Raw genomic sequence first — 18,932 nt, forward strand, 5'->3', positions numbered from 1 at the left:
TCAGGCGCGTTCTTTCAGGGTCGGCTTTTTGCCGTTTTCCAGCGGTTTTGATGGATCTTTGGGGTTCGGATAGACGAGGCCTGCAGAGATCACCAGCTTGGCAGAATCTTCCACCGACATGTCCAGCTCGATCACATCTTCTTCGGGGACAAACAGCAGAAAGCCGGATGTCGGGTTTGGTGTGGTCGGAAGAAACACACTGACCAGACTGCCGCTGGTTTCCGCCCGTTTGGCAATCTCGCCCTTGGCGGTGGTGGAAATGAAACCGATCGCCCAGATGCCCTTGCGCGGGTATTGCACCAAGCAGGCCTTTTCAAAACTGCGTTCCGACTGGGCAAAGACGGTTTCGGAAATCTGCTTGATGCCGGAGTAGACGGTGCGGACCACCGGCATGCGGTCTACCAGGCTTTCGGCAAAGCCGATCAGCGACCGGCCAAGGATCCCCTTGGCAATCCAGCCGACAACGATTGTGAACAACAGGAAGATGATTAGCCCGACACCGCGCAGGTTGATGCCGATATACTGTTCCGGACGGACGGTGTGCGGCACCAGCGGCAGCACCACGCTGTCGATCCAGCCCATCACCGACCACAACAGCCAGATGGTCAGGCTTACCGGCGCAATGACGACGATCCCGGTAAAGAAGGAAGCGCGCAGACTGGCGAACAGTCCCGGGCGGCGTTGAGGTTCTTCGTCGAAGGGCGTTGTCATGGGGCTTCTTCACAGAAATTTCGAGTGGAACCTAGGCACTGATTGCGGGCGGAGCAATGGCATCCGCCCGGAAAATCAAGTCATTGTGCCAGTTTGTTCAGTTCCTGTGCGATCTTTGCCGCCAGCCGGGCGTTGTTACGCACCAATGCGATATTGGCGGTAAGCGAACGGCCCTCGGTCAGTTCAAAGATGCGGCGCAGCAGGAAGGGAGTTACATCCTTGCCCGAAATGCCTTGTTCATCCGCCTCGGACTGGGCTTGGGTGATGACCGGGGCCAGCTCCTCCGCCGCGATTTCGGCCTCTGCCGGGATCGGGTTGGCGATCAGCTGGCCGCCCGGAAGGTCCATCGTTTGGCGGGTGGCATGGGCACGGGCGATCTGCGCCGGGTCATCCATGCGCAGCGGCGCCTTCAGATCAGACTGGGCCGACCAAAAGGCGGGGAAGCTGTCCTGGCCATAGGCGATGACCGCCACGCCCTGGGTTTCCAGCACTTCCAGCGTCTTGGGCACGTCGAGAATGGCCTTGGCGCCGGCCGCCACCACGGTGACCGGGGTTTGCGCCAGTTCCATCAGGTCGGCGGAGATGTCGAATGTGGTTTCCGCACCTTTATGCACGCCGCCGATGCCGCCGGTTGCAAAGACTTCGATCCCGGCCAGACGCGCGGCGATCATGGTGGCCGCAACCGTGGTAGCGCCGGTTCCGCCGGTTGCAATACAGGCGGGCATGTCGGCGCGGGAGATCTTGGCAACACCCTGTGCCTGGCCAAGCGATTGCAACTGGTCGGCTTCCAGCCCTACATGCAGCACGCCGTCCATCACGGCCATCGTGGCAGGCACCGCGCCGCCATCGCGGATGTCCTGTTCCACCTGCGCGGCGACCTCGACATTCTGCGGGTAGGGCATGCCGTGGGTGATGATGGTGCTTTCCAGTGCAACAATGGCGCGGCCGTCTGCCTTGGCGGCTTGGACCTCGGATGAATGGCGGATCTCGATCACAGCGGGGGTTCTCCTGAAACATAGGTTGCCGCAGCCTTGAGGGCTGAGGCCAAAGCGGTCTTGCGGTCTTCTCCTCGTGCCTCGGCAACGATATGGGCGGCCATGAAGGTATCGCCTGCGCCGGTCACCCGGGCGACGGTCACACGGGGCGGAACAAGGGTGATGGCGCCTTGGGCATCGGCCAGGGTGGCAGAAGAGCCGCCATCGGTTACCAGCACCCGCGCGGCGCCGCGATCCAACATGGCCTTGGCGGCCGTTGCGCTGTCGGTGAATTCGGCCTGGCACAGGATGCCGGCCTCTTCCAGATTCACATAGAGCGTGCCGCGGGTGCGGTTGAGGAAGGGGCGCAGCCGTTCCGCCTTGCCCGGAGACGCAGGTGCGACCCGCAGATCAGCCTTGGCAAAGGCGGGGCTGGCGACGATGTCATCCAGCAGCGACAGGGTCAGGTTGCCATCCAGCGCAACCTGGCCCTGATAAGGAGCGTCTTTGGTGCCGAGCGCGCCGTCGGACAGCGGACGCAGGATCTTGCCGCCCGCGGCCTCCAATGAGTGGGCATCGGCGATGGCGGCAATCAGCCCGTTGGCGCCTTCCACGGCCATGTAGCGGTCGGTGGGCAGATCCTCGGAGCGGTAGATGAAGTCCGTGATCAGGCCGAAGTGGCGGCAGGCGTGGATCAGCTCGTCGCCTTCGGGGTCGCGGCCTACGGCTGTCAGCAGCCCGGGCTGCATCCCGAAACGCGAAAGAGTCATGGCGATATTCATGGCAACGCCGCCGGGCAGCCGGGTGATGCGCCCGGGCATGTCCGAGCCGCGCTGCATTTCCGTTCTGCAACGGCCGATGATGTCCCATAGGACCGATCCGATGCACAGGATAGCGGGTGTCCGGGAATTAGAGGCTTGTGTCATAATGACCTATTGCCGTCTTTACCGGGCCTCTGCAAGCGGCTTCACTTTTCAGGCACCGCAAAGGTCAAGGCGGCCCAATGGCTTTCCCACACGTAATTTTTGCCCTTCGGGGCAGGGCGCAGGACCACGGCGTCCAGCAGGTAGCTATGCCCGGGAGCCAGTGAAATGATGGTCTCTCCCCTCACGTCTGTCAGCTGGGTACTTATGGTAACACTGCCGTCCGGCGCTTTTGCAAAGATCTCAACCTGTGCTTCAGGGCGTGGCTTGCCTTGATACAGCACCTGAACCGGAAGTCCCGTTGCCAGATCATCGGTATAGGGATTGGCGAGGGCAACGAACTCGGTCTCCAGCCCGGTGGCCCGATCGGACCCTGCACCGCTGCCGATGGACGCCAAAGCCTTAGCATAGCGGGTGTACTGCTCGGCAAAGCCGGCGTCGGGGAGGCCGCGTGCGGTATGCTGACCGGGGATGCCGGCAAAACCCTTGTGGTCAATGAAGGCCTGAAAACCTTCCCAAGTGTCATATGTCAGCGTTTGCGGCTGCGTCTGGTGGATGATCACGGCCAGACCGTCGTCGGTTTCATCGTCGCTGAATGCGGGCATATCGCCCATCCGCCCCACATAGGGGGCAGCTGATCCGCTCTGTATGACCTCGAACCTGGCGATCCGGTGGTCCAGATAGGGCTGCTCGGCACCTTTGAATTCCTGCCCATTGCGCAGCCGTGCCACCACGGGATCCCCCGAATTCACTTGATATTTTTCCGGCTCAATCCAAAACTCGTGGGATAACAGCGGGGCGGTTCCCGAAATCAGCCCGGCACAGAGAATTGAGCAGAACAGGCGGTATTGCATGAAAATGTCCTTGGCTGTCGGGCGCAGTGTGACTTGGCTGCGGTTTCTATTTGCGCTGCTGTTCTGTGCGGTTGCAATAGGCGCAGCCAGTGTACGGGCGCACGAGGTCACCCCGGTGATTGCCGATTTCACGGTGGAAGACGGGCAGATTACGCTGGGACTGCGGCTGAACGTTGAGGCCTTCGTCGCCGGGATCAATCTGGACGGGCTATCCGACACAAATGAAACCGCCCAGGCCGCCGATTATGACGAGCTGCGCGCGCTAGAGGCTCTGGAGCTGACGCCGATGGTTCAGCTCTTTGCCGAGGAGTGGCTGGAGACCTTTTCTCTGCAGGCAGGCGGCCCGGTTGAGCTGCGCGTTTCTGGCATTTCCATTCCGGAGGCCGGCGACGCAAGCCTGCCGCGGGCGTCCTCTCTTGAGCTGACCGGTGCGATCCCTGCGGGCGCAGATAGCCTGCGGATTGCCTGGCCCAAGGGGTCTGGCGGGGTGGTGCTGCGGCAGAACGGGGTGGCGGAGCCCTATACTGGCTACCTGCAGGGCGGAGAGACCTCACCCCCGATCCCGCTCCAGGGCGGTGCGGTCAAGACGCCGGTTGAAGCCTTCATGGAGTACATCCCCGTCGGCTTTACCCATATTCTGCCCAAGGGGCTGGATCATATCCTGTTTGTGCTTGGGCTGTTCTTTCTCAGCCCGCGGGTGAAGCCGCTGCTTCTACAGGTGAGCGTGTTCACCGTCGCCCACACTATAACCCTGGCGCTGGGCGCGCTGGGCATGGTCAATGTGAACCCGGCCATTGTCGAGCCGCTGATTGCGCTGTCGATTGTGTTCGTCGCGGTGGAAAACATCTTTGCCCGCAAGTTGCACAGCTGGCGGACCTTCGTGATCTTCGGATTCGGGCTGCTGCACGGGCTGGGCTTTGCCAGTGTTTTAGGCGCGTTCGGCCTGCCGCCCAGCCAGTTCCTGCCGGCCCTGATCGGTTTTAACGTCGGCGTGGAACTGGGGCAGCTTGCGGTGATCGCCGCGGCTTACATAGGCGTGCGCCTGTGGTTCGGGCGGCATCCGAAATACCGCGGCCGGGTGGCAATCCCGGCTTCGGTCACAATCGCACTGATAGGGGGGTATTGGTTTGTGGAGCGGGTGTTTCTGTAACCTACCGCTGATGGGTCAGCCCATCGCTCGCATCAGAGTTTTAATCTGGGCAAGCGGATCCTCAGCGTGCCAGATTTCATCGCCAATGCCAAAGAAGTCCGTGTAAGGCGCGATGCCGCGCACCAGATCCTCGGTCAGGCCGCCTTCGGCCACCACCGGCACTTCGATCATCTGGGACCACCACTGGAACAGGTCAGCCTCTGCTTGTGCGCCGTCGCCCAGACCGGAGGTGCCCACAGGGCCAAAGCTCACGTAGTCCACACCCGCTTCACCTGCCACCATACCGTCATGCTGCGACGCGCCGCAGAAACAGCCGACAATCGCATCCGGCCCCAGTGCTTTGCGCGCGGTGCGGACCGATTTTGAGGCGTCAGTCAGATGCACGCCGTCCAGTCCCAGCCGTTCCGCCAGGATCTGGTGGTCGGAAATCACCAGCGCCACGTCGCGCTCCATCGTGACCTCACGCAGCGCATCACCCGCACGGCTCAGCGTGTCCTCATCGCGGCTGGCCAGATCCAGGCGCACACAGGCGACCTCGACCGCGTCCAGTACCCGCGCCAACTGACCGGGGAACTTGCCCAGCTCGAAACTCGGCGGGGAGATCAGGTAGATCTGCGGCTGCTCCGGTGCTTCAGCAGGGCTTCCCATGATGGTGCTCCATTGTTCAGGCGATTGGACGGTGTTTAGCCGATTTACCGCGGGACGCAAGGATTTGCGGCTGTGAAACCCCGGTAAATGCCGTCCAAGCCCGTGCCGGACCTTGCCCCGCAGCCGCGCGGGCAGTACAGCAGTGCCGATTTTGCCGGAGAACACGATGCCCACCGATACGCCCCAGCCCGCCTTTGTCCTTGTCCGCCCGCAGATGGGCGAGAATATCGGTGCCGCGGCGCGGGCGATGTGGAACTTCGGCCTCGACGGGATGCGCATCGTGGCGCCGCGCGACGGCTGGCCCAACTCCAAGGCGGTGGCGATGTCCTCTGGCGCGGGCCGCCTGCTGGACGAGGCGCAGCTGTGCTCGGACGTGCCGGAGGCGCTGGGCGATTGCACCTATGTGTTCGCCACCACCGCCCGCCAGCGCGGGCTGACCAAGCCAGTCTACAGCCCCGAGCGCGCCATGCAGATCGCGTCAGAAAAGATCGCGGCGGGCGAAAAGGTCGCGGTGATGTTCGGGCCTGAGCGTGCGGGACTGGAGAACGAGGATATCGCCAAGGCCAACGCCATCATTTCGGTGCCGGTGAACCCGCTTTACGCCTCGCTGAACCTTGGGCAATGCGTGCTGCTGACCGGCTATGAATGGATGCGCCAATCCGGCGACGTGGTGCATGAAACCACCGATCTGGGCCGCAAGGGCGGCTGGGCAAGCGGTGTCGAGGTCGAGAAGCTGGTTGAGCATTACGAGGAGCGGCTGGATGAGGCGGGCTTCTTCTTCCCTCCGGAAAAGGCTGAAAGCATGAAGACCAACCTGCGCAATCTGTGGAGCCGGATGCGGATGACCCGTTCCGACGTGCAGATGCTGCATGGAATCATGCGCCAGATGGTTCGCTGGAAAGAGCGCAGCGGCGAGTAAGCCGCTCTGGACCTTTAGATAACCCGCCCCTAGCTTGGCACCAGAGACAAAGAGGCAAGCATGAGCAAGCGCAGCATTTTTGAAGAGGTCGAGGGCGAGAAGACGGACGCGCCCGCGGTGGAGCCGGGACTGATCGACCGCGGCCGCGGAGGCGCCCGCAAGGCGATCCGCGCCTGGTTGATGGTGCTGTTTGCGCTGGTTGTGGCGATGATAGTTGTGGGCGGGCTGACCCGTCTGACCGATAGCGGGTTGTCGATCACCGAATGGCGCCCCGTGACCGGGGCGGTCCCACCGATGTCCGAGGGTGAGTGGCAGGCCGAGTTCGATAAATACAAGGGAATCGATCAGTGGCGCATCCAGAACCAATGGATGGAACTGGCTGATTTCAAATCGATTTACTGGTGGGAATGGGGCCATCGGCAGCTGGGCCGCTTCATTGGTCTGGTTTGGGCGCTTGGCTTCTTCGGCTTCCTGATCGCGCGCAAGATCCCGGCCGGCTGGGCAGGCCGTTTGGCGCTGCCTGGTATTCTGGGCGGCGTGCAGGGCGCGATCGGCTGGTGGATGGTCGCCTCTGGCGTGACACAGGGCGAGGGCATGACCGCCGTTGCCTCCTACCGCCTCGCTGTGCATCTGGGGCTGGCCTTTGTCATTCTCGGCTTCATCGCCTGGTATGTGCTGATGCTGGGCCGCGAGGAGCGGGAGCTGATGCAGGCGCGCCGCGCTAAGGAGGCGAAACTGTTCTCTCTCTCCACCGGCCTCATGCATTTCGCCTTTCTGCAGATCCTGCTGGGCGCGTTGGTCGCGGGCATCGACGCGGGCCGCTCCTATACCGACTGGCCGCTGATGGGCGGGCAGGTGATCCCTCCGAACTCCTTTATGATTGAGCCTGTCTGGAAGAACCTCTTTGAAAACCCCGGCCTGGTGCAGTTCATCCACCGGGTGGCGGGTTACCTGCTGTTTGCCTTTGGTGTGGTGGCATGGCTGCGCGGGCGCGGCTCTGCCCATGCGCGCACTCGCTTTGCCTTCAACGCAGTCTTTGCAGCGCTGTCTGTACAGGTGCTGCTGGGGATCATCACTGTGGTTTACGCCGCGCCGCTGCACGCCGCGATCACCCACCAGCTGGTGGCGATCGGCTTCTGGGTGCTGATCCTGCGCGCCCGCTTCCTGTCTGCCTATCCCATTGCAACCTCGATCAAGGATCATTGACCCCATGAGCGCATTTGACGAATTGTTGGCCTTCCAGCGCGACACGCAAGCTCTGGGGCAGATTGCGGGCCGTCTGGGCTGGGATCAGGAAACCATGATGCCGCGCGGGGCAGCGCCGCAGCGGGGCGAGGAGATGGCCGCGATCGAGGCGGTGCTTCATGCCCGCCGCAGCGATCCGCGGGTGGCCGAATGGCTGGAGCAGGCGGTTGCACCGAATGAGGCGGGCGAGGCCCAGCTGCGCGAGATCCGCCGCAGTTATGAACGCACCGTCAAGGTGCCTGCGGATTTGGCCAAGAAGATCGCCCAGGTCACATCCGAGGCACAGGGAAAATGGGCCGCCGCGCGGGCGGATGAGGATGTGGCGGCATTTGTGCCGGTGCTGGAGGAAGTCGTCGCGCTGAAGCGAGAGGAGGGCCTGGCGCTGGCCGCGGGCGGTGACGTCTATGACGCCATGGTCGAGGATTACGAGCACGGCATGACCGGGGCAGGGATCGCGGGGATTTTTGACGCTATGCGCCCCGGCCTGGTGGAGCTGCGCGCCAAGGTGCTGGAGAAGCCCGCGCCAAAGGCGCTGAAAGGCAGCTTTGACGAAGCGGCGCAGATGAAGCTGACACGCAAAATCGCCAAACAGTTCGGCTATGACATGGCCCATGGCCGGGTGGACAAGGCGGTGCATCCATTCAGCTCCGGTTCGGGACTGGATGTGCGGATCACCACCCGGACCAGCGAGAGTGATCCGTTCAACTGCTTTTATTCGACCATTCACGAGGTCGGCCACGGCGCATATGAGCAGAACATCAGCCGTGACTACCTGCTGACCCCGCTGGGCAGCGGCGTGTCGATGGGTGTGCACGAAAGCCAGAGCCGGATTTATGAGAACCAGATAGGCCGCAGCCGCGCCTTTACCGGCTGGCTGTTTGAGGAGATGAAACAGTCCTTTGGCGACTTAGGTATTTCGGACCCTGATGAATTTTATGCAACCGTGAATGCCGTGCACAAAGGCTACATCCGTACCGAGGCGGATGAGTTGCAGTATAACCTGCACATTATGCTGCGCTTTGGTCTGGAACGCGCACTGATGAGCGGTGATCTGGCAGTGAAAGATATCGAGGCCGCCTGGAATGACCGGTTTGAGGCCGATTTCGGCTATGCCGTCGACAAGCCCTCAAACGGTTGTTTGCAGGATGTGCATTGGTCGGTGGGCCTGTTCGGCTACTTTCCAACTTATAGCTTGGGTAATGTCTATGCCGGCTGCCTGTATCAGGCGCTGCGTAGGGATGTTCCGGGGCTGGATGCACAACTTGCCGAGGGTGAAACCGGGGGGGCAACAATCTGGCTGAAGGAAAACCTCCAGCAGCATGGCGGATTGCGCAGCCCGCGGGATACGATCATTCATGCGGCGGGAATGGAGCCGGGGCATCAGCCGCTGCTGGCCTATCTGGAAGAGAAGTTCAGCACGATCTACCATCTCTGAATATCGAGCTGTATCCAAGCCCAAACCCGTCAACGGGCAGCGGAAAATCTGCTGCCCCGGAAATGCCGTATTTTATGGATATTCTCAGACTCTCTTGGGGATGTGAGTAAGAGAGTAAACCGATGCATACAGCCGTAGCTTATCTGATTTTTGCCAGCTTTGTTTTGGCACCTAGTCTGATCTGAAGCGTAAACGCTCAGATCAGGGCCATCCGCTCCGCCCGCTCAGGATCCGGGAAGGGACGGTAAAGGCCGGTCTCCGACGTGGAGATCAGGGCCGTGACATGTGAATAGAGCTTTTCTACCTCCTCGTCATGTTCGCCCAGAACACGGAAAGCCTGATCCAGCTGGGTCATGTCCTTGAATTCGATTTCCAGCAGAAAATCACGGCACTTGTCGCTGGCGAGGTTCAGCTTGCGCCGCAGCAGGCGCCAGCCCAGGATCACGCCGCGCTCCTGCAGGTAGCTCATCCATTGGTCAACTGCGCTGGCAAAGCTCAGCGCCTTGGCTTCGTGATGCAGATCGATGGAGCATTGATAGAGGTTCATGGGACGATCCCTTGGAATAAACAGCTCAAGCGATAGTCTGGCACAGAAAGATTAGGCAGCGGTTAAACATAAGAACGCCGCCCAGGTGATCCAGGGCGGCGCTGCTTTAGTCAAGCTGGGTGGCAGGGCTATTCTTCGCCGCCGCCGTCTTCCTCTTCGCCGTTTTCGGCAATCCAGGCGACAGACACAACTTCCTCACCCTTGCCGGTGTTGAACACGCGGACACCGCCGGCCGAGCGGGACCGGAAGGAAATGCCATCCACCGGCACCCGGATCGACTGGCCCTTGGAGGTAGCCAGCATGATCTGGTCGTCCATCTCGACGGGGAAGGAGGCGACGATCTCGCCGCCGCGCATCGCCTTGTCCATCGCCGTCACACCCATGCCGCCGCGTCCGCGCACCGGATAATCATGCGAGGAGGACAGCTTGCCCGAACCGCCTGCGGTGATGGTCAGGATCAGGTTTTCCGCCGCCGACATTTCCGCATAAAGCTCAGTCGAGAAATTCGGATCCTCCACGGCATCCTCGTCCGTGGTTTCCGCATCGTCGGTCAGGCCGGCCATCGCCCGGCGCATCTTGAGGTAAGCAGTGCGCTGTTCCGGCGTGTATTTAGAGTGCCGGATCACGGACATGGAAACCACCCGGTCCTCGCCGCTGAGGCGGATGCCGCGCACACCTGTGGATTCGCGCGAGTTGAACACCCGCACATCGGTGGAGCGGAAGCGGATCGCGCGGCCCGAGTCGGTGAACAGCATCACGTCATCATCTTCCGAACAGATCCGCACGTTCACCAGCTGAACCGACCCGTCCTCGGGCAGTTTCATGGCGATCTTGCCGTTGCGGCGGACATTGGTGAAATCCGACAGCCGGTTGCGGCGCGCGTCACCGCCGCTGGTGGCAAAGACCACCTGCAGGTTTTCCCATTCCTCGTCCGGCACATCGACCGGCATGATCGCGGCAATGGATACCCCGGTGGGGATCGGCAGGATGTTGACGATGGCCTTGCCTTTGCCGGTGCGTCCCGATTGCGGCAGGCGCCAGGTCTTCAGCTTGTAAACCATGCCGTCGGTGGTGAAGAACAACAGCTGGGTATGGGTGTTGGCCACAAAGAGGGTGGTGATCACATCCTCTTCCTTCGTCTGCATACCCGACACACCCTTGCCGCCGCGTTTTTGCGAGCGGAAGTCGGCCAGCGGAGTGCGCTTGATATAGCCGCCCGAGGTCACGGTCACCACCATGTCCTCGCGCTCGATCAGGTCCTCGTCCTCCATGTCGCCGGACCAGTCGACGATCTCGGTGCGGCGGGGCACGGCAAAGCTGTCGCGCACTTCGCGCAGTTCGTCGCCGATGATGCCCATGATGCGCTCGCGCGAGGACAGGATTTCAAGGTACTCCTTGATCTTGCGGGCGAGTTCTTCCAGCTCGTCGGTGACTTCTTTTACACCGATCTGGGTTAGGCGCTGCAGCCGCAGCTCCAGGATCGCGCGGGCCTGGGTTTCCGACAGGTTATAGGTGCCGTCGTCATTGGCGGTATGGGTCGGATCGTCGATCAGCGCTATGTATTCCAGGATCGGCTGGGCCGGCCAGCGCCGGGTCATCAGCTTTTCGCGCGCTTCGGCCGCATCGGCAGATTGCCGGATGGTGGCGACGATTTCATCGATGTTGGTGACCGCAACCGCCAGGCCGCACAGGATGTGGCTGCGTTCACGGGCCTTGCGCAGCAGATACGCTGTGCGGCGGGCCACCACGTCTTCGCGGAAATCGATGAAAGAGGTCAGGAACCGGCGCAGCGTCAGCTGCTCCGGCCGGCCGCCGTTCAGCGCCAGCATGTTGCAGCCGAAATATGTCTGCATCGGGGTGAAGCGGAACAACTGGTTCAGAACCACTTCGGGGGTCGCGTCCCGCTTCAGCTCGACCACTACGCGCACGCCGTTGCGATCGGATTCGTCCTGCACATGGGCGACGCCTTCAATCTTCTTCTCGCGCACCTGTTCGGCGATCTTTTCGATCATCGCAGCCTTGTTCACCTGATAGGGAATCTCGTCTACAACAATAGCATAGCGGTCTTTTCTGATTTCTTCGGTGCGAGTCTTTGCACGGATGACTACGCTGCCGCGGCCCTCCAGATAGGCCTTGCGCGCCCCGGAACGGCCCAGCATCACACCGCCGGTCGGAAAGTCCGGGCCGGGCACGTAGTCGATCAGCTGTTCACTGGTCAGGTCCGGATCGTCGATCAGCGCCAGTGTTGCGTCGATCACTTCGCCCAGGTTGTGCGGCGGGATGTTGGTGGCCATGCCGACCGCAATGCCGCCGGCGCCGTTGACCAGCATGTTCGGAAAGCGGGCCGGGAGCACAGTCGGCTCGCGGTCCTTGCCGTCGTAGTTGTCCTGGAAATCGACGGTTTCTTTGTCGATGTCAGACAGCAGGAAGGCCGCTGGTTTGTCCATCCGCACTTCGGTGTACCGCATGGCTGCGGGGTTGTCGCCGTCCATCGAACCAAAGTTGCCCTGGCCGTCCAAGAGCGGCAGCGACATCGAGAAGTCCTGCGCCATCCGTACCAGTGCGTCATAGATCGCAGAGTCGCCGTGCGGGTGGTATTTACCCATCACGTCACCGACCGGGCGGGCCGATTTGCGGTAGGACTTGTCATGGGTGTTGCCGGATTCGTGCATTGCATAAAGAATGCGCCGGTGAACCGGTTTCAGCCCGTCCCGCAGGTCCGGGATGGCACGGCTGACGATGACCGACATCGCATAGTCCAGATAGGACGTGCGCATTTCGGATTCAATGGAGACTGTCGGACCGTCATAGGATGGCCGTTCCGGCAGATTTTCGTCCATGTTTTCAGGAGTTTCCGGCGTATCGCTCACGTTGGCTGCCCGCTCTTTCTTATGGCTCTATATATTGTGTTTGCACCCTATCAGATACCGTATATGGGGCGCAAGCAAACAGCCCGGAAAGCGGGAAACAGGAGGTTCACACAGCGGTAACACTCTGTTTTTGGGGAAATTAACCAATAGCAGCCTAGCATCAGTATGAGGGGGCAAATTTTGGAGGCTGTAAATGGAGACCACAGAAACCGAGCTGATGCTGAAGGGATACGGGCTGACCACCGCGGAATTCACCTATTGTATGCCCGATTACATCCACGTTCTGAATACCTTTGTGTGGCAGGAGTACGACCTTGCCCCGGACCATCCGCGGCTGTTCGAGTTCATTGAATTCTGGCAGCGGGAAATCGAAGGCCCATTGCATTCTGTCCGTTTCAATCACCGCAAGATGATTGGCCCGGGGGAATGGCGCAACGTGGTCGGAGAGTTTCAGCTGCACTGAACCGGCTGGCTTTTTAATGTGTTTGCAGGGCCGTACGGCAGCCTTTGCCGTTGCGTGCATGCAGGCGCGGCCCTAATCCTATGCGTGTTTGAAGCACCCGGGCCGGCTCACGGCATTCCTATCGGGACCCGGGGCACAGAGAAAGCAGGCAGGAATTCATGCGCAAGAACTTTTTTGGAAACCAGTTCGAAAACATCTTTGTGGCGTCGTCGGCGATCCGGGAGAGCTTTTACGGCCGGGGCGGCGACGATGATTTCACGCTGTATCATCACGATCCGGATGGTGTGAACATTCCGGATATGACTGACCGTTTCTTCGGCGGCAGCGGAGATGACACGCTGGATCTTCTGACCTTCAGCGTGACCAGCGAAAGCGACAACCTCAGCAAGTACAGCCAGCTCAGCTTTGATGGGGGCAGCGGTTACGACACCGTGAAGTCCCAGTTGACCGCTGAGGTGACAGGCGGTTCCATTCTGGATCTGGATGCAATTGAAACCAGCGTCATCTCGGTTGAGCATTGGTATTATGATATATTTTTGCAGGAAGTCTCCGGGGATGGCAACTTTACAGTCCAAGGCGGGGCAAAGGATGACACGCTGAGGATTACCCAGCTTAAAGATGCGATTGACACGGGACTCCGCGTTAACACATTCTCTGGCGCGGACAGCGTCCTTTACACCGCTAACGCCGGCGTCACGGACCTGATAGTGAACACAGGCAGTGGCAAGGATTATTTCGAGTTCAACGGCAATTGGGATGTAACAGCAGATATTCAGGTGAAAACCGGCAGGGGCAAAGACACAGTTGTCATCAATGGCTCGACGATCACCTCTCCAGCCGGGCTGGACGCGGTTATTAAAACCGGTGGAGGGGCCGATACGATTGTACTGGAGGGCATGCATTCGGAAACCCTGAAGGCTGGCGGCGGATCAGATGACATCTACATCCTGACCGGCAGTTTTGCGAATGCTGCGGATAGTATCAAAACCGGCGGCGGCAAGGATCGCGTGTTTGTGGAGCTTGACGCCTATTCGACAGTCGCAATTGTCGAGGATTTTTCGGCAGCCAAAGATGTCTTTGTGTTCGACCGGCAGGAGGCAAGCCTGGAGATCCCGCGAAACACAGATGTCCTGTTCGACCGGGGCGCGTGGGAAGCCGCGGAAGAAGACAGGCTGTTCATGGATAACGATGCGGACAAGCTCTATTACGGCAGCAACGTCCTGGTCGAATTCACAACGGATGTCGAATTGACAGCCGGCAACTTCACAGTGGGCAGCTGGGACTACTAGGGCCTGCCAAAAGGAGGGGAGGCGTTAGGCTGAGCAGCTGGCGCCTCCCAGAACGCAGAACTTGGCGCAGTGCGGGTGGTTCAGCTGCACCGGACGTTCGGCCTCAGCGAGGGTTTCGCCCATCTCGAACTCAGGCGCGTAAGGCAGCAGTGTGCAAGCCAGCACGGCCGGTGCCTTGGCGCCTTTGCGTTTAACGACCATGCGCGACGAGGCGCACATGACGCTATCCGGGGATTTGCCCAGGATATCCCAGCAGGCGGTGGTGATTTCGGGCACTTCCACGGTTTCGTCCATTTCAGGAAACAAAACGGTCTGACCGGGGTCGTGCGCATCAATGGCAAAGCCATGCGCGGCAAACAGCGCGGCATAGCCGTTGCGGGCCTCCGCCTCGCTTTCTTCCCATACGGTGCGGCCCGCCACGGCCATCTGCACAGCATTATCGCGCAGCCATTCCATGCCTTCGATGGTTTTGGCAAAGCTGCCGGTGCCGCGTTCCTTGTCGTGCAGGGATTCGCGGTGGTGATCGACCGAGATGCGAAGTGTCAGCTTGTTTCCGAACTCTTCCTGCAAGGCCAGTAATCCGGATTTCACAGTTTTGCGCATCATCGGGCGCATGGCATTGGTCAGGATCAGCACGTCAAACCCGCGCTCCAGCGCCGCCCGGGCCATGGCGATCATCCCGGGGTTCATGAACGGCTCGCCTCCCGTAAAGCCGATTTCGCGGATTGGCCAATTGCGTTCCCCGATCTGGCTGAGATAGCTTTGCACTTCGGCCTCGGTCAGATAGACTAATGCGTCATTGGTGGGGGAACTCAGAATATAGCAGTTTGTGCATTCGATATTGCACAGTGTGCCTGTGTTGAACCAAAGGGTTTCCGGGTTGCTGAGCGTCACCGAAGCGCGTTCCTGACCATTGGCCGTCACAAAGGCGTCTTGAAACTTGCCTAGGTTTGCAACGGGTTTTTGCAGGTCTTTCATGCGGATGTCCTTTGGGGCAGTTCCTTTCGCGGGAAGCTACCTTATACTGGGCAGGAAATGAAAGCAGCCGGGCAGGCACATGACAGGGATGTGAGCGGCAGTGTGCTGCGCCTGCACCGGCTTGAACAGGAAGAACAAGAATGGTTTCGCGTGTGATACCGGTCGACCCGTTTGACCTGGTGATTTTTGGCGGCACTGGCGATCTTGCGCAGCGCAAGATCCTGCCGGCATTGTTCCGCCGTCATTGCGCGGGCCAGCTGACTGGAGCTGAGCGGATTATCGGGGCTGCGCGCACTGGCTTGTCCAGTGCTGAATACCGAACAATCGTGGCCGAAGCGGTACGTGCGCACGCGGGTCCCAAGGCCTGCGGCGGCGGGGCGTTGGAGGCGTTTCTGGAGCGGATCAGCTATGTTGCGCTTGACGCATTGGGAGAGGCGGGCTGGCAGGAGTTGAGCCGCCAGTTGCGATCTGCAGATGAGGCGCCTGTCCGCATGTTCTATTTCTCGGTGGGGCCGGGGCTGTTCGGACCGCTTGCAGAGCGGCTGCACGGCCATGGGCTGGCCAATGCGGATACGCGGATTGTTGTGGAAAAACCTTTTGGCCGGGATCTGGTCTCCGCGCGGGAGCTGAACCAGACGCTGGCCAGTCATTTCGATGAAAGCCAGATTTACCGGATCGACCATTACCTGGGCAAGGAAACGGTGCAGAACCTGATGGCCGTTCGGTTCGGAAATATGCTGTTTGAGCCGTTGTGGAACAGCCAGTATGTCGATCACATCCAGATCACCGTGGCCGAGACTGTCGGTGTCGAAGGCCGCGAAGAATACTATGAACGCGCAGGCGCCATGCGCGACATGATGCAGAACCACCTGATGCAGCTTCTGTGCCTGATTGCAATGGAGCCGCCGGCCAAATTCGACCCGGACGCGGTGCGTGATGAAAAGCTGAAAGTGATCCGGGCGCTGGATCCGGTGGAACCGCATCACATTGTGCGCGGCCAGTATCAGGCTCGTCTGGACCCGTCAGACCCGCATCCCTCGTACCGCGGACTGGTCGGCAACCCGCGCAGCACGACCGAGAGCTATGTGGCGCTGAAGGCGCATATCAGCAATTGGCGGTGGGCGGGCACGCCGTTTTACTTGCGCACCGGCAAACGGCTGGTGAACCGGTCCTCGGTTATCAACGTGATGTTTAAGGACGCACCGCATTCGATCTTCGGGGCCGAGGCCGGACGCCATGCCAACCACCTGAAAATTCGCCTGCAGCCAAATGAGGGTATCACCCTCAGCGTGACAATCAAGGAACCGGGGCAGGGCGGAATGCGGCTAGTGGATGTACCGCTGGACATGAGTTTTGCCGAAGCACTTGGGCCGGAAGGCGGCGATCCGCCGGATGCTTATGAACGGCTGATCATGGATGTTGTGCGCGGCAACCAGACGTTGTTTATGAGGGGGGACGAGGTCGAGGCGGCCTGGGCCTGGACAGATCCGCTGATTGCGGGCTGGAAGTCCCGGGGCGATGTGCCTAAACCCTATGAAAGCGGCAGCACCGGACCCGGCGATGCCGATTTGCTGATGCGCCGCGACGGGCGTGAATGGAGAGGGATAAACCCATGAAATTCAACGAATACCCCGACCAGGATATGTTGGCGATTGAAGTCGCCAATGAAATTGCGGGGGATCTGAAAACCCATTTGCTGACACATGAAGGGGCCTCATTTGCGGTCGCCGGCGGCACCACGCCGGGGATGATCTTTGACGACCTTTGCGCAGCCGACATTGAGTGGGACCGGGTACAGGTTATGGCCACTGATGAGCGTTGGGTGCCCGCAGACAGCCCGCGTTCCAATGCCAGCATGATCCGTGCACGGCTGCTGCAAAACCGGGCGGCTGCAGCGGATTTTTTGCCGTTTCATGTGCCGGATCGGCAGCCCGAAGAGGTGCTGGCGGAACTCGAAAGCCAGATCGTGCCGCAGTTGCCTCTTTCCGTCCTGCTCTTGGGCATGGGCGAGGACATGCACACGGCTTCGCTGTTTCCCGGCGCCGGCGGGATTGAAGATGCATTGGCCCCGGATGCGCCTGCGCTTATCGTGATGCGGCCTGACAGCCAGCCCGAAGCGCGCATCAGCCTGACAGCGCGGGTGCTTGATTCCGCCATAGCCAAACATTTGGTGATTTTCGGGGACGCCAAGCGCCGGGCGCTTGAACAAGCGCTGGCATTGCCGCCGGAAACTGCGCCAATCCAGGCCGTAATGTCTGAGGTATCCGTGCATTGGGCGCCTTGAATTCAGGAAAGATAGATATGTTCAAGGACTTAAAGTCGCTGCGTTCCGGGAAGTGCGGCGAGAGTATTTCTGAGTTGTTTGATAACGATCCGAACCGCGCTGACGCGTTCAGCGTGCGGTTTGAAACACTTTTGTTCGACTACTCCAAGACACAGATCACCGCCAAAGTGCGCGCGGCGCTGACGGCATTGTGCAGCCAGCAGAATGTTGCCGGGCGGCGTGATGCCATGTTCGAAGGCAAAGAGATCAATGAAACTGAGCAGCGCGCGGTGCTGCATACAGCCCTGCGGGACCCTGATGGTCCTGAACTGAGTGTTGAGGACGCAGACATCCGCGCACCGCTGCGTGCGACACTTGGGCGGATGGAGCGTTTGGCGCGGCGCGTGCGTTCAGGCAAACTTGCGGGTCCGGGCGGCGCCTTCACAGATGTTGTGAACATTGGTATCGGCGGTTCCGACCTGGGGCCGGTCATGGCGGCGCTTGCGTTGGCACCGTATCACGACGGGCCGCGTTGCCATTTTGTGTCCAATGTGGATGGCGCGCATATTCACGACATACTGCAACGAATTGATCCCAAAACAACTTTGGTGATTGTCGCGTCCAAGACCTTTACCACCGTTGAAACCATGACCAACGCCGCGACCGCGCGGCGATGGATTGAGGCAGGCGGCGGTGAACCTGCACGCCAATTCCTAGCGCTGTCGACGTCGGAAGAGGAAACCGCCGCCTTCGGGATCCCGCGGGAGCATGTGTTCGGGTTTGAGGATTGGGTCGGCGGGCGCTATTCGGTCTGGGGCCCCATCGGGTTGAGCCTGATGCTGGCCGTCGGCCCGGGCCGTTTCCGCGAATTCCTGGCTGGCGGCAAGGCGATGGACGGCCATTTCCGCACAGCCCCCTGGGAACAGAACATGCCGGTGATGTTGGCCTTGACCGGCATTTGGCACAACCAGGTCTGCGGCTATCCGACCCGCGCCGTGCTGCCTTACGACCAACGGCTGCGGCGCCTGCCGGCTTATCTGCAGCAGCTGGAGATGGAATCAAACGGAAAGTCTGTTGCGATGGATGGCTCGCCTTTGCCGTATCCTTCAGGGCCTATCGTATGGGGCGAACCCGGCACCAACGGGCAGCATGCGTTTTATCAGCTGCTGCATCAGGGCACGTCCGTCGTGCCTGCGGAATTCCTGGTCGCAGCCAAGGGGCATGAACCGGAACTGGAGCCGCATCACCGGCTTCTGGTGGTTAACTGCCTAGCCCAATCCGAGGCGCTGATGCGCGGGCGCAGCCTGGATGAAGCCTGTGCGCTGATGCGGGCTGCTGGGTATGAAGGCGCTGAGCTGGAACGTCAGGCGCGTCACCGGGTTTTTCCGGGCAACCGGCCCTCAACCACGCTGATCTACCCGCAGCTGACACCGTATGTGCTGGGCCAGATCATCGCGCTTTATGAACACCGGGTGTTTGTTGAAGGCGTGATCCTAGGCATCAATTCCTTTGACCAATGGGGCGTGGAACTGGGCAAGGAGCTGGCAGATTCCTTAATACCGCTGCTGGCGGGGAAGAAAGGTGACGCGGGCAAGGACGGATCCACCCGTGCTTTGCTGGACTTCGTGCGCAAATCCAAGGCCTGAGACAGGCTTTAGTGCAG

17 protein-coding genes are annotated in these 18,932 nt (G+C 60.6%); 9 read left to right on the forward strand and 8 right to left on the reverse strand.

Annotated elements, in window-relative coordinates; translation table 11 throughout:
• The 4 genes from AQUI_RS0118740 to AQUI_RS0118755 all read right to left on the reverse strand — a co-directional run bounded on the left by AQUI_RS0118740 (window position 1) and on the right by AQUI_RS0118755 (window position 3,462).
• Window positions 1-711: a DUF502 domain-containing protein gene (locus AQUI_RS0118740; protein WP_027258867.1), complete on the reverse strand. Its 711-nt coding sequence runs from the start codon at window positions 709-711 to the stop codon at window positions 1-3.
• 80 nt (window positions 712-791) lie between these two features.
• On the reverse strand, window positions 792-1,706 hold the full coding sequence (locus AQUI_RS0118745) for a pseudouridine-5'-phosphate glycosidase (protein ID WP_027258868.1): 915 nt from the start codon (window positions 1,704-1,706) through the stop codon (window positions 792-794).
• Entirely contained in the window at window positions 1,703-2,611 is a 909-nt protein-coding gene (locus tag AQUI_RS0118750; RefSeq protein ID WP_027258869.1) for a PfkB family carbohydrate kinase, read from the reverse strand. The genes AQUI_RS0118745 and AQUI_RS0118750 overlap by 4 nt, the downstream gene beginning before the upstream one ends.
• Before the next feature lie 41 nt (window positions 2,612-2,652).
• The gene (locus AQUI_RS0118755) at window positions 2,653-3,462 is read right to left on the reverse strand and encodes a DUF4198 domain-containing protein (RefSeq protein WP_035920084.1); all 810 of its coding nucleotides are present in this window, start codon (window positions 3,460-3,462) and stop codon (window positions 2,653-2,655) included.
• Here AQUI_RS0118755 and AQUI_RS0118760 point away from each other — a divergent pair.
• Window positions 3,461-4,612, forward strand: coding sequence for a HupE/UreJ family protein (locus AQUI_RS0118760; protein WP_027258871.1), 1,152 nt, complete (start codon window positions 3,461-3,463; stop codon window positions 4,610-4,612). The two genes, AQUI_RS0118755 and AQUI_RS0118760, sit on opposite strands and share 2 nt — an antisense overlap.
• Window positions 4,613-4,627: 15 nt before the next feature.
• On the opposite strand, the gene AQUI_RS0118765 is transcribed toward AQUI_RS0118760, so the two are convergent.
• Window positions 4,628-5,260: a thiamine phosphate synthase gene (locus tag AQUI_RS0118765; protein ID WP_027258872.1), complete on the reverse strand. Its 633-nt coding sequence runs from the start codon at window positions 5,258-5,260 to the stop codon at window positions 4,628-4,630.
• A 166-nt stretch (window positions 5,261-5,426) separates the two neighbouring features.
• On the opposite strand from AQUI_RS0118765, the gene AQUI_RS0118770 reads away from it, so the two are divergent.
• The 3 genes from AQUI_RS0118770 to AQUI_RS0118780 are packed head-to-tail and all read left to right on the forward strand — an operon-like array spanning window position 5,427 to window position 8,859.
• Window positions 5,427-6,179, forward strand: coding sequence for an RNA methyltransferase (locus tag AQUI_RS0118770; RefSeq protein WP_027258873.1), 753 nt, complete (start codon window positions 5,427-5,429; stop codon window positions 6,177-6,179).
• 60 nt (window positions 6,180-6,239) lie between these two features.
• Window positions 6,240-7,385: a heme A synthase gene (ctaA, locus tag AQUI_RS0118775; protein ID WP_027258874.1), complete on the forward strand. Its 1,146-nt coding sequence runs from the start codon at window positions 6,240-6,242 to the stop codon at window positions 7,383-7,385.
• Window positions 7,386-7,389: 4 nt separating this feature from the next.
• Window positions 7,390-8,859, forward strand: coding sequence for a carboxypeptidase M32 (locus AQUI_RS0118780; protein WP_027258875.1), 1,470 nt, complete (start codon window positions 7,390-7,392; stop codon window positions 8,857-8,859).
• Window positions 8,860-9,055: 196 nt separating this feature from the next.
• On the opposite strand, the gene AQUI_RS0118785 is transcribed toward AQUI_RS0118780, so the two are convergent.
• Both AQUI_RS0118785 and gyrA read right to left on the reverse strand, forming a co-directional pair.
• Window positions 9,056-9,406, reverse strand: a complete 351-nt coding sequence (locus AQUI_RS0118785; RefSeq protein WP_027258876.1) for a DUF6614 family protein — start codon at window positions 9,404-9,406, stop codon at window positions 9,056-9,058.
• 128 nt (window positions 9,407-9,534) lie between these two features.
• Window positions 9,535-12,276, reverse strand: coding sequence for a DNA gyrase subunit A (gyrA, locus tag AQUI_RS0118790; protein ID WP_051371934.1), 2,742 nt, complete (start codon window positions 12,274-12,276; stop codon window positions 9,535-9,537).
• A 193-nt stretch (window positions 12,277-12,469) separates the two neighbouring features.
• Here gyrA and AQUI_RS0118795 point away from each other — a divergent pair, with 193 nt between their 5' ends.
• Both AQUI_RS0118795 and AQUI_RS0118800 read left to right on the forward strand, forming a co-directional pair.
• The gene (locus AQUI_RS0118795) at window positions 12,470-12,739 is read left to right on the forward strand and encodes an usg protein (RefSeq protein ID WP_027258878.1); all 270 of its coding nucleotides are present in this window, start codon (window positions 12,470-12,472) and stop codon (window positions 12,737-12,739) included.
• Window positions 12,740-12,897: 158 nt separating this feature from the next.
• On the forward strand, window positions 12,898-14,028 hold the full coding sequence (locus AQUI_RS0118800) for a hypothetical protein (RefSeq protein ID WP_027258879.1): 1,131 nt from the start codon (window positions 12,898-12,900) through the stop codon (window positions 14,026-14,028).
• Window positions 14,029-14,052: 24 nt separating this feature from the next.
• Here AQUI_RS0118800 and AQUI_RS0118805 read toward each other — a convergent pair whose 3' ends face one another.
• Complete coding sequence (locus AQUI_RS0118805; protein ID WP_027258880.1) at window positions 14,053-15,006, reverse strand: radical SAM protein; 954 nt, start codon at window positions 15,004-15,006, stop codon at window positions 14,053-14,055.
• A gap of 140 nt (window positions 15,007-15,146) precedes the next feature.
• Between AQUI_RS0118805 and zwf the strand changes: the two genes are divergently transcribed.
• Genes zwf through pgi form a run of 3 tightly spaced genes read left to right on the forward strand, consistent with a single transcriptional unit; the run spans window position 15,147 to window position 18,915 of the window.
• The gene (gene zwf / locus AQUI_RS0118815; RefSeq protein WP_027258881.1) at window positions 15,147-16,622 is read left to right on the forward strand and encodes a glucose-6-phosphate dehydrogenase; all 1,476 of its coding nucleotides are present in this window, start codon (window positions 15,147-15,149) and stop codon (window positions 16,620-16,622) included.
• Window positions 16,619-17,290, forward strand: a complete 672-nt coding sequence (gene pgl, locus AQUI_RS0118820; RefSeq protein WP_027258882.1) for a 6-phosphogluconolactonase — start codon at window positions 16,619-16,621, stop codon at window positions 17,288-17,290. The genes zwf and pgl overlap by 4 nt, the downstream gene beginning before the upstream one ends.
• A 17-nt stretch (window positions 17,291-17,307) precedes the next feature.
• Window positions 17,308-18,915 (forward strand): glucose-6-phosphate isomerase, encoded by a 1,608-nt coding sequence (pgi, locus tag AQUI_RS0118825; protein WP_027258883.1) that lies wholly within the window; start codon window positions 17,308-17,310, stop codon window positions 18,913-18,915.
• Window positions 18,916-18,932 lie beyond the last annotated feature (17 nt).

Source organism: Leisingera aquimarina DSM 24565, from assembly GCF_000473165.1.
Lineage (GTDB): Bacteria > Pseudomonadota > Alphaproteobacteria > Rhodobacterales > Rhodobacteraceae > Leisingera > Leisingera aquimarina.

Excerpts from the sequence above, each read along its gene's own strand:
- AQUI_RS0118755 (WP_035920084.1), bottom strand. The coding sequence starts at position 3,462 with ATGCAATACCGCCTGTTCTGCTCAATTCTCTGTGCCGGGCTGATTTCG.
- pgi (WP_027258883.1), top strand. The coding sequence starts at position 17,308 with ATGTTCAAGGACTTAAAGTCGCTGCGTTCCGGGAAGTGCGGCGAGAGT.
- pgl (WP_027258882.1), top strand. The coding sequence starts at position 16,619 with ATGAAATTCAACGAATACCCCGACCAGGATATGTTGGCGATTGAAGTC.
- AQUI_RS0118760 (WP_027258871.1), top strand. The coding sequence starts at position 3,461 with ATGAAAATGTCCTTGGCTGTCGGGCGCAGTGTGACTTGGCTGCGGTTT.
- AQUI_RS0118800 (WP_027258879.1), top strand. The coding sequence starts at position 12,898 with ATGCGCAAGAACTTTTTTGGAAACCAGTTCGAAAACATCTTTGTGGCG.
- AQUI_RS0118740 (WP_027258867.1), bottom strand. The coding sequence starts at position 711 with ATGACAACGCCCTTCGACGAAGAACCTCAACGCCGCCCGGGACTGTTC.
- AQUI_RS0118780 (WP_027258875.1), top strand. The coding sequence starts at position 7,390 with ATGAGCGCATTTGACGAATTGTTGGCCTTCCAGCGCGACACGCAAGCT.
- AQUI_RS0118770 (WP_027258873.1), top strand. The coding sequence starts at position 5,427 with ATGCCCACCGATACGCCCCAGCCCGCCTTTGTCCTTGTCCGCCCGCAG.
- AQUI_RS0118750 (WP_027258869.1), bottom strand. The coding sequence starts at position 2,611 with ATGACACAAGCCTCTAATTCCCGGACACCCGCTATCCTGTGCATCGGA.
- AQUI_RS0118805 (WP_027258880.1), bottom strand. The coding sequence starts at position 15,006 with ATGAAAGACCTGCAAAAACCCGTTGCAAACCTAGGCAAGTTTCAAGAC.
- zwf (WP_027258881.1), top strand. The coding sequence starts at position 15,147 with ATGGTTTCGCGTGTGATACCGGTCGACCCGTTTGACCTGGTGATTTTT.
- AQUI_RS0118795 (WP_027258878.1), top strand. The coding sequence starts at position 12,470 with ATGGAGACCACAGAAACCGAGCTGATGCTGAAGGGATACGGGCTGACC.
- AQUI_RS0118765 (WP_027258872.1), bottom strand. The coding sequence starts at position 5,260 with ATGGGAAGCCCTGCTGAAGCACCGGAGCAGCCGCAGATCTACCTGATC.
- AQUI_RS0118785 (WP_027258876.1), bottom strand. The coding sequence starts at position 9,406 with ATGAACCTCTATCAATGCTCCATCGATCTGCATCACGAAGCCAAGGCG.
- ctaA (WP_027258874.1), top strand. The coding sequence starts at position 6,240 with ATGAGCAAGCGCAGCATTTTTGAAGAGGTCGAGGGCGAGAAGACGGAC.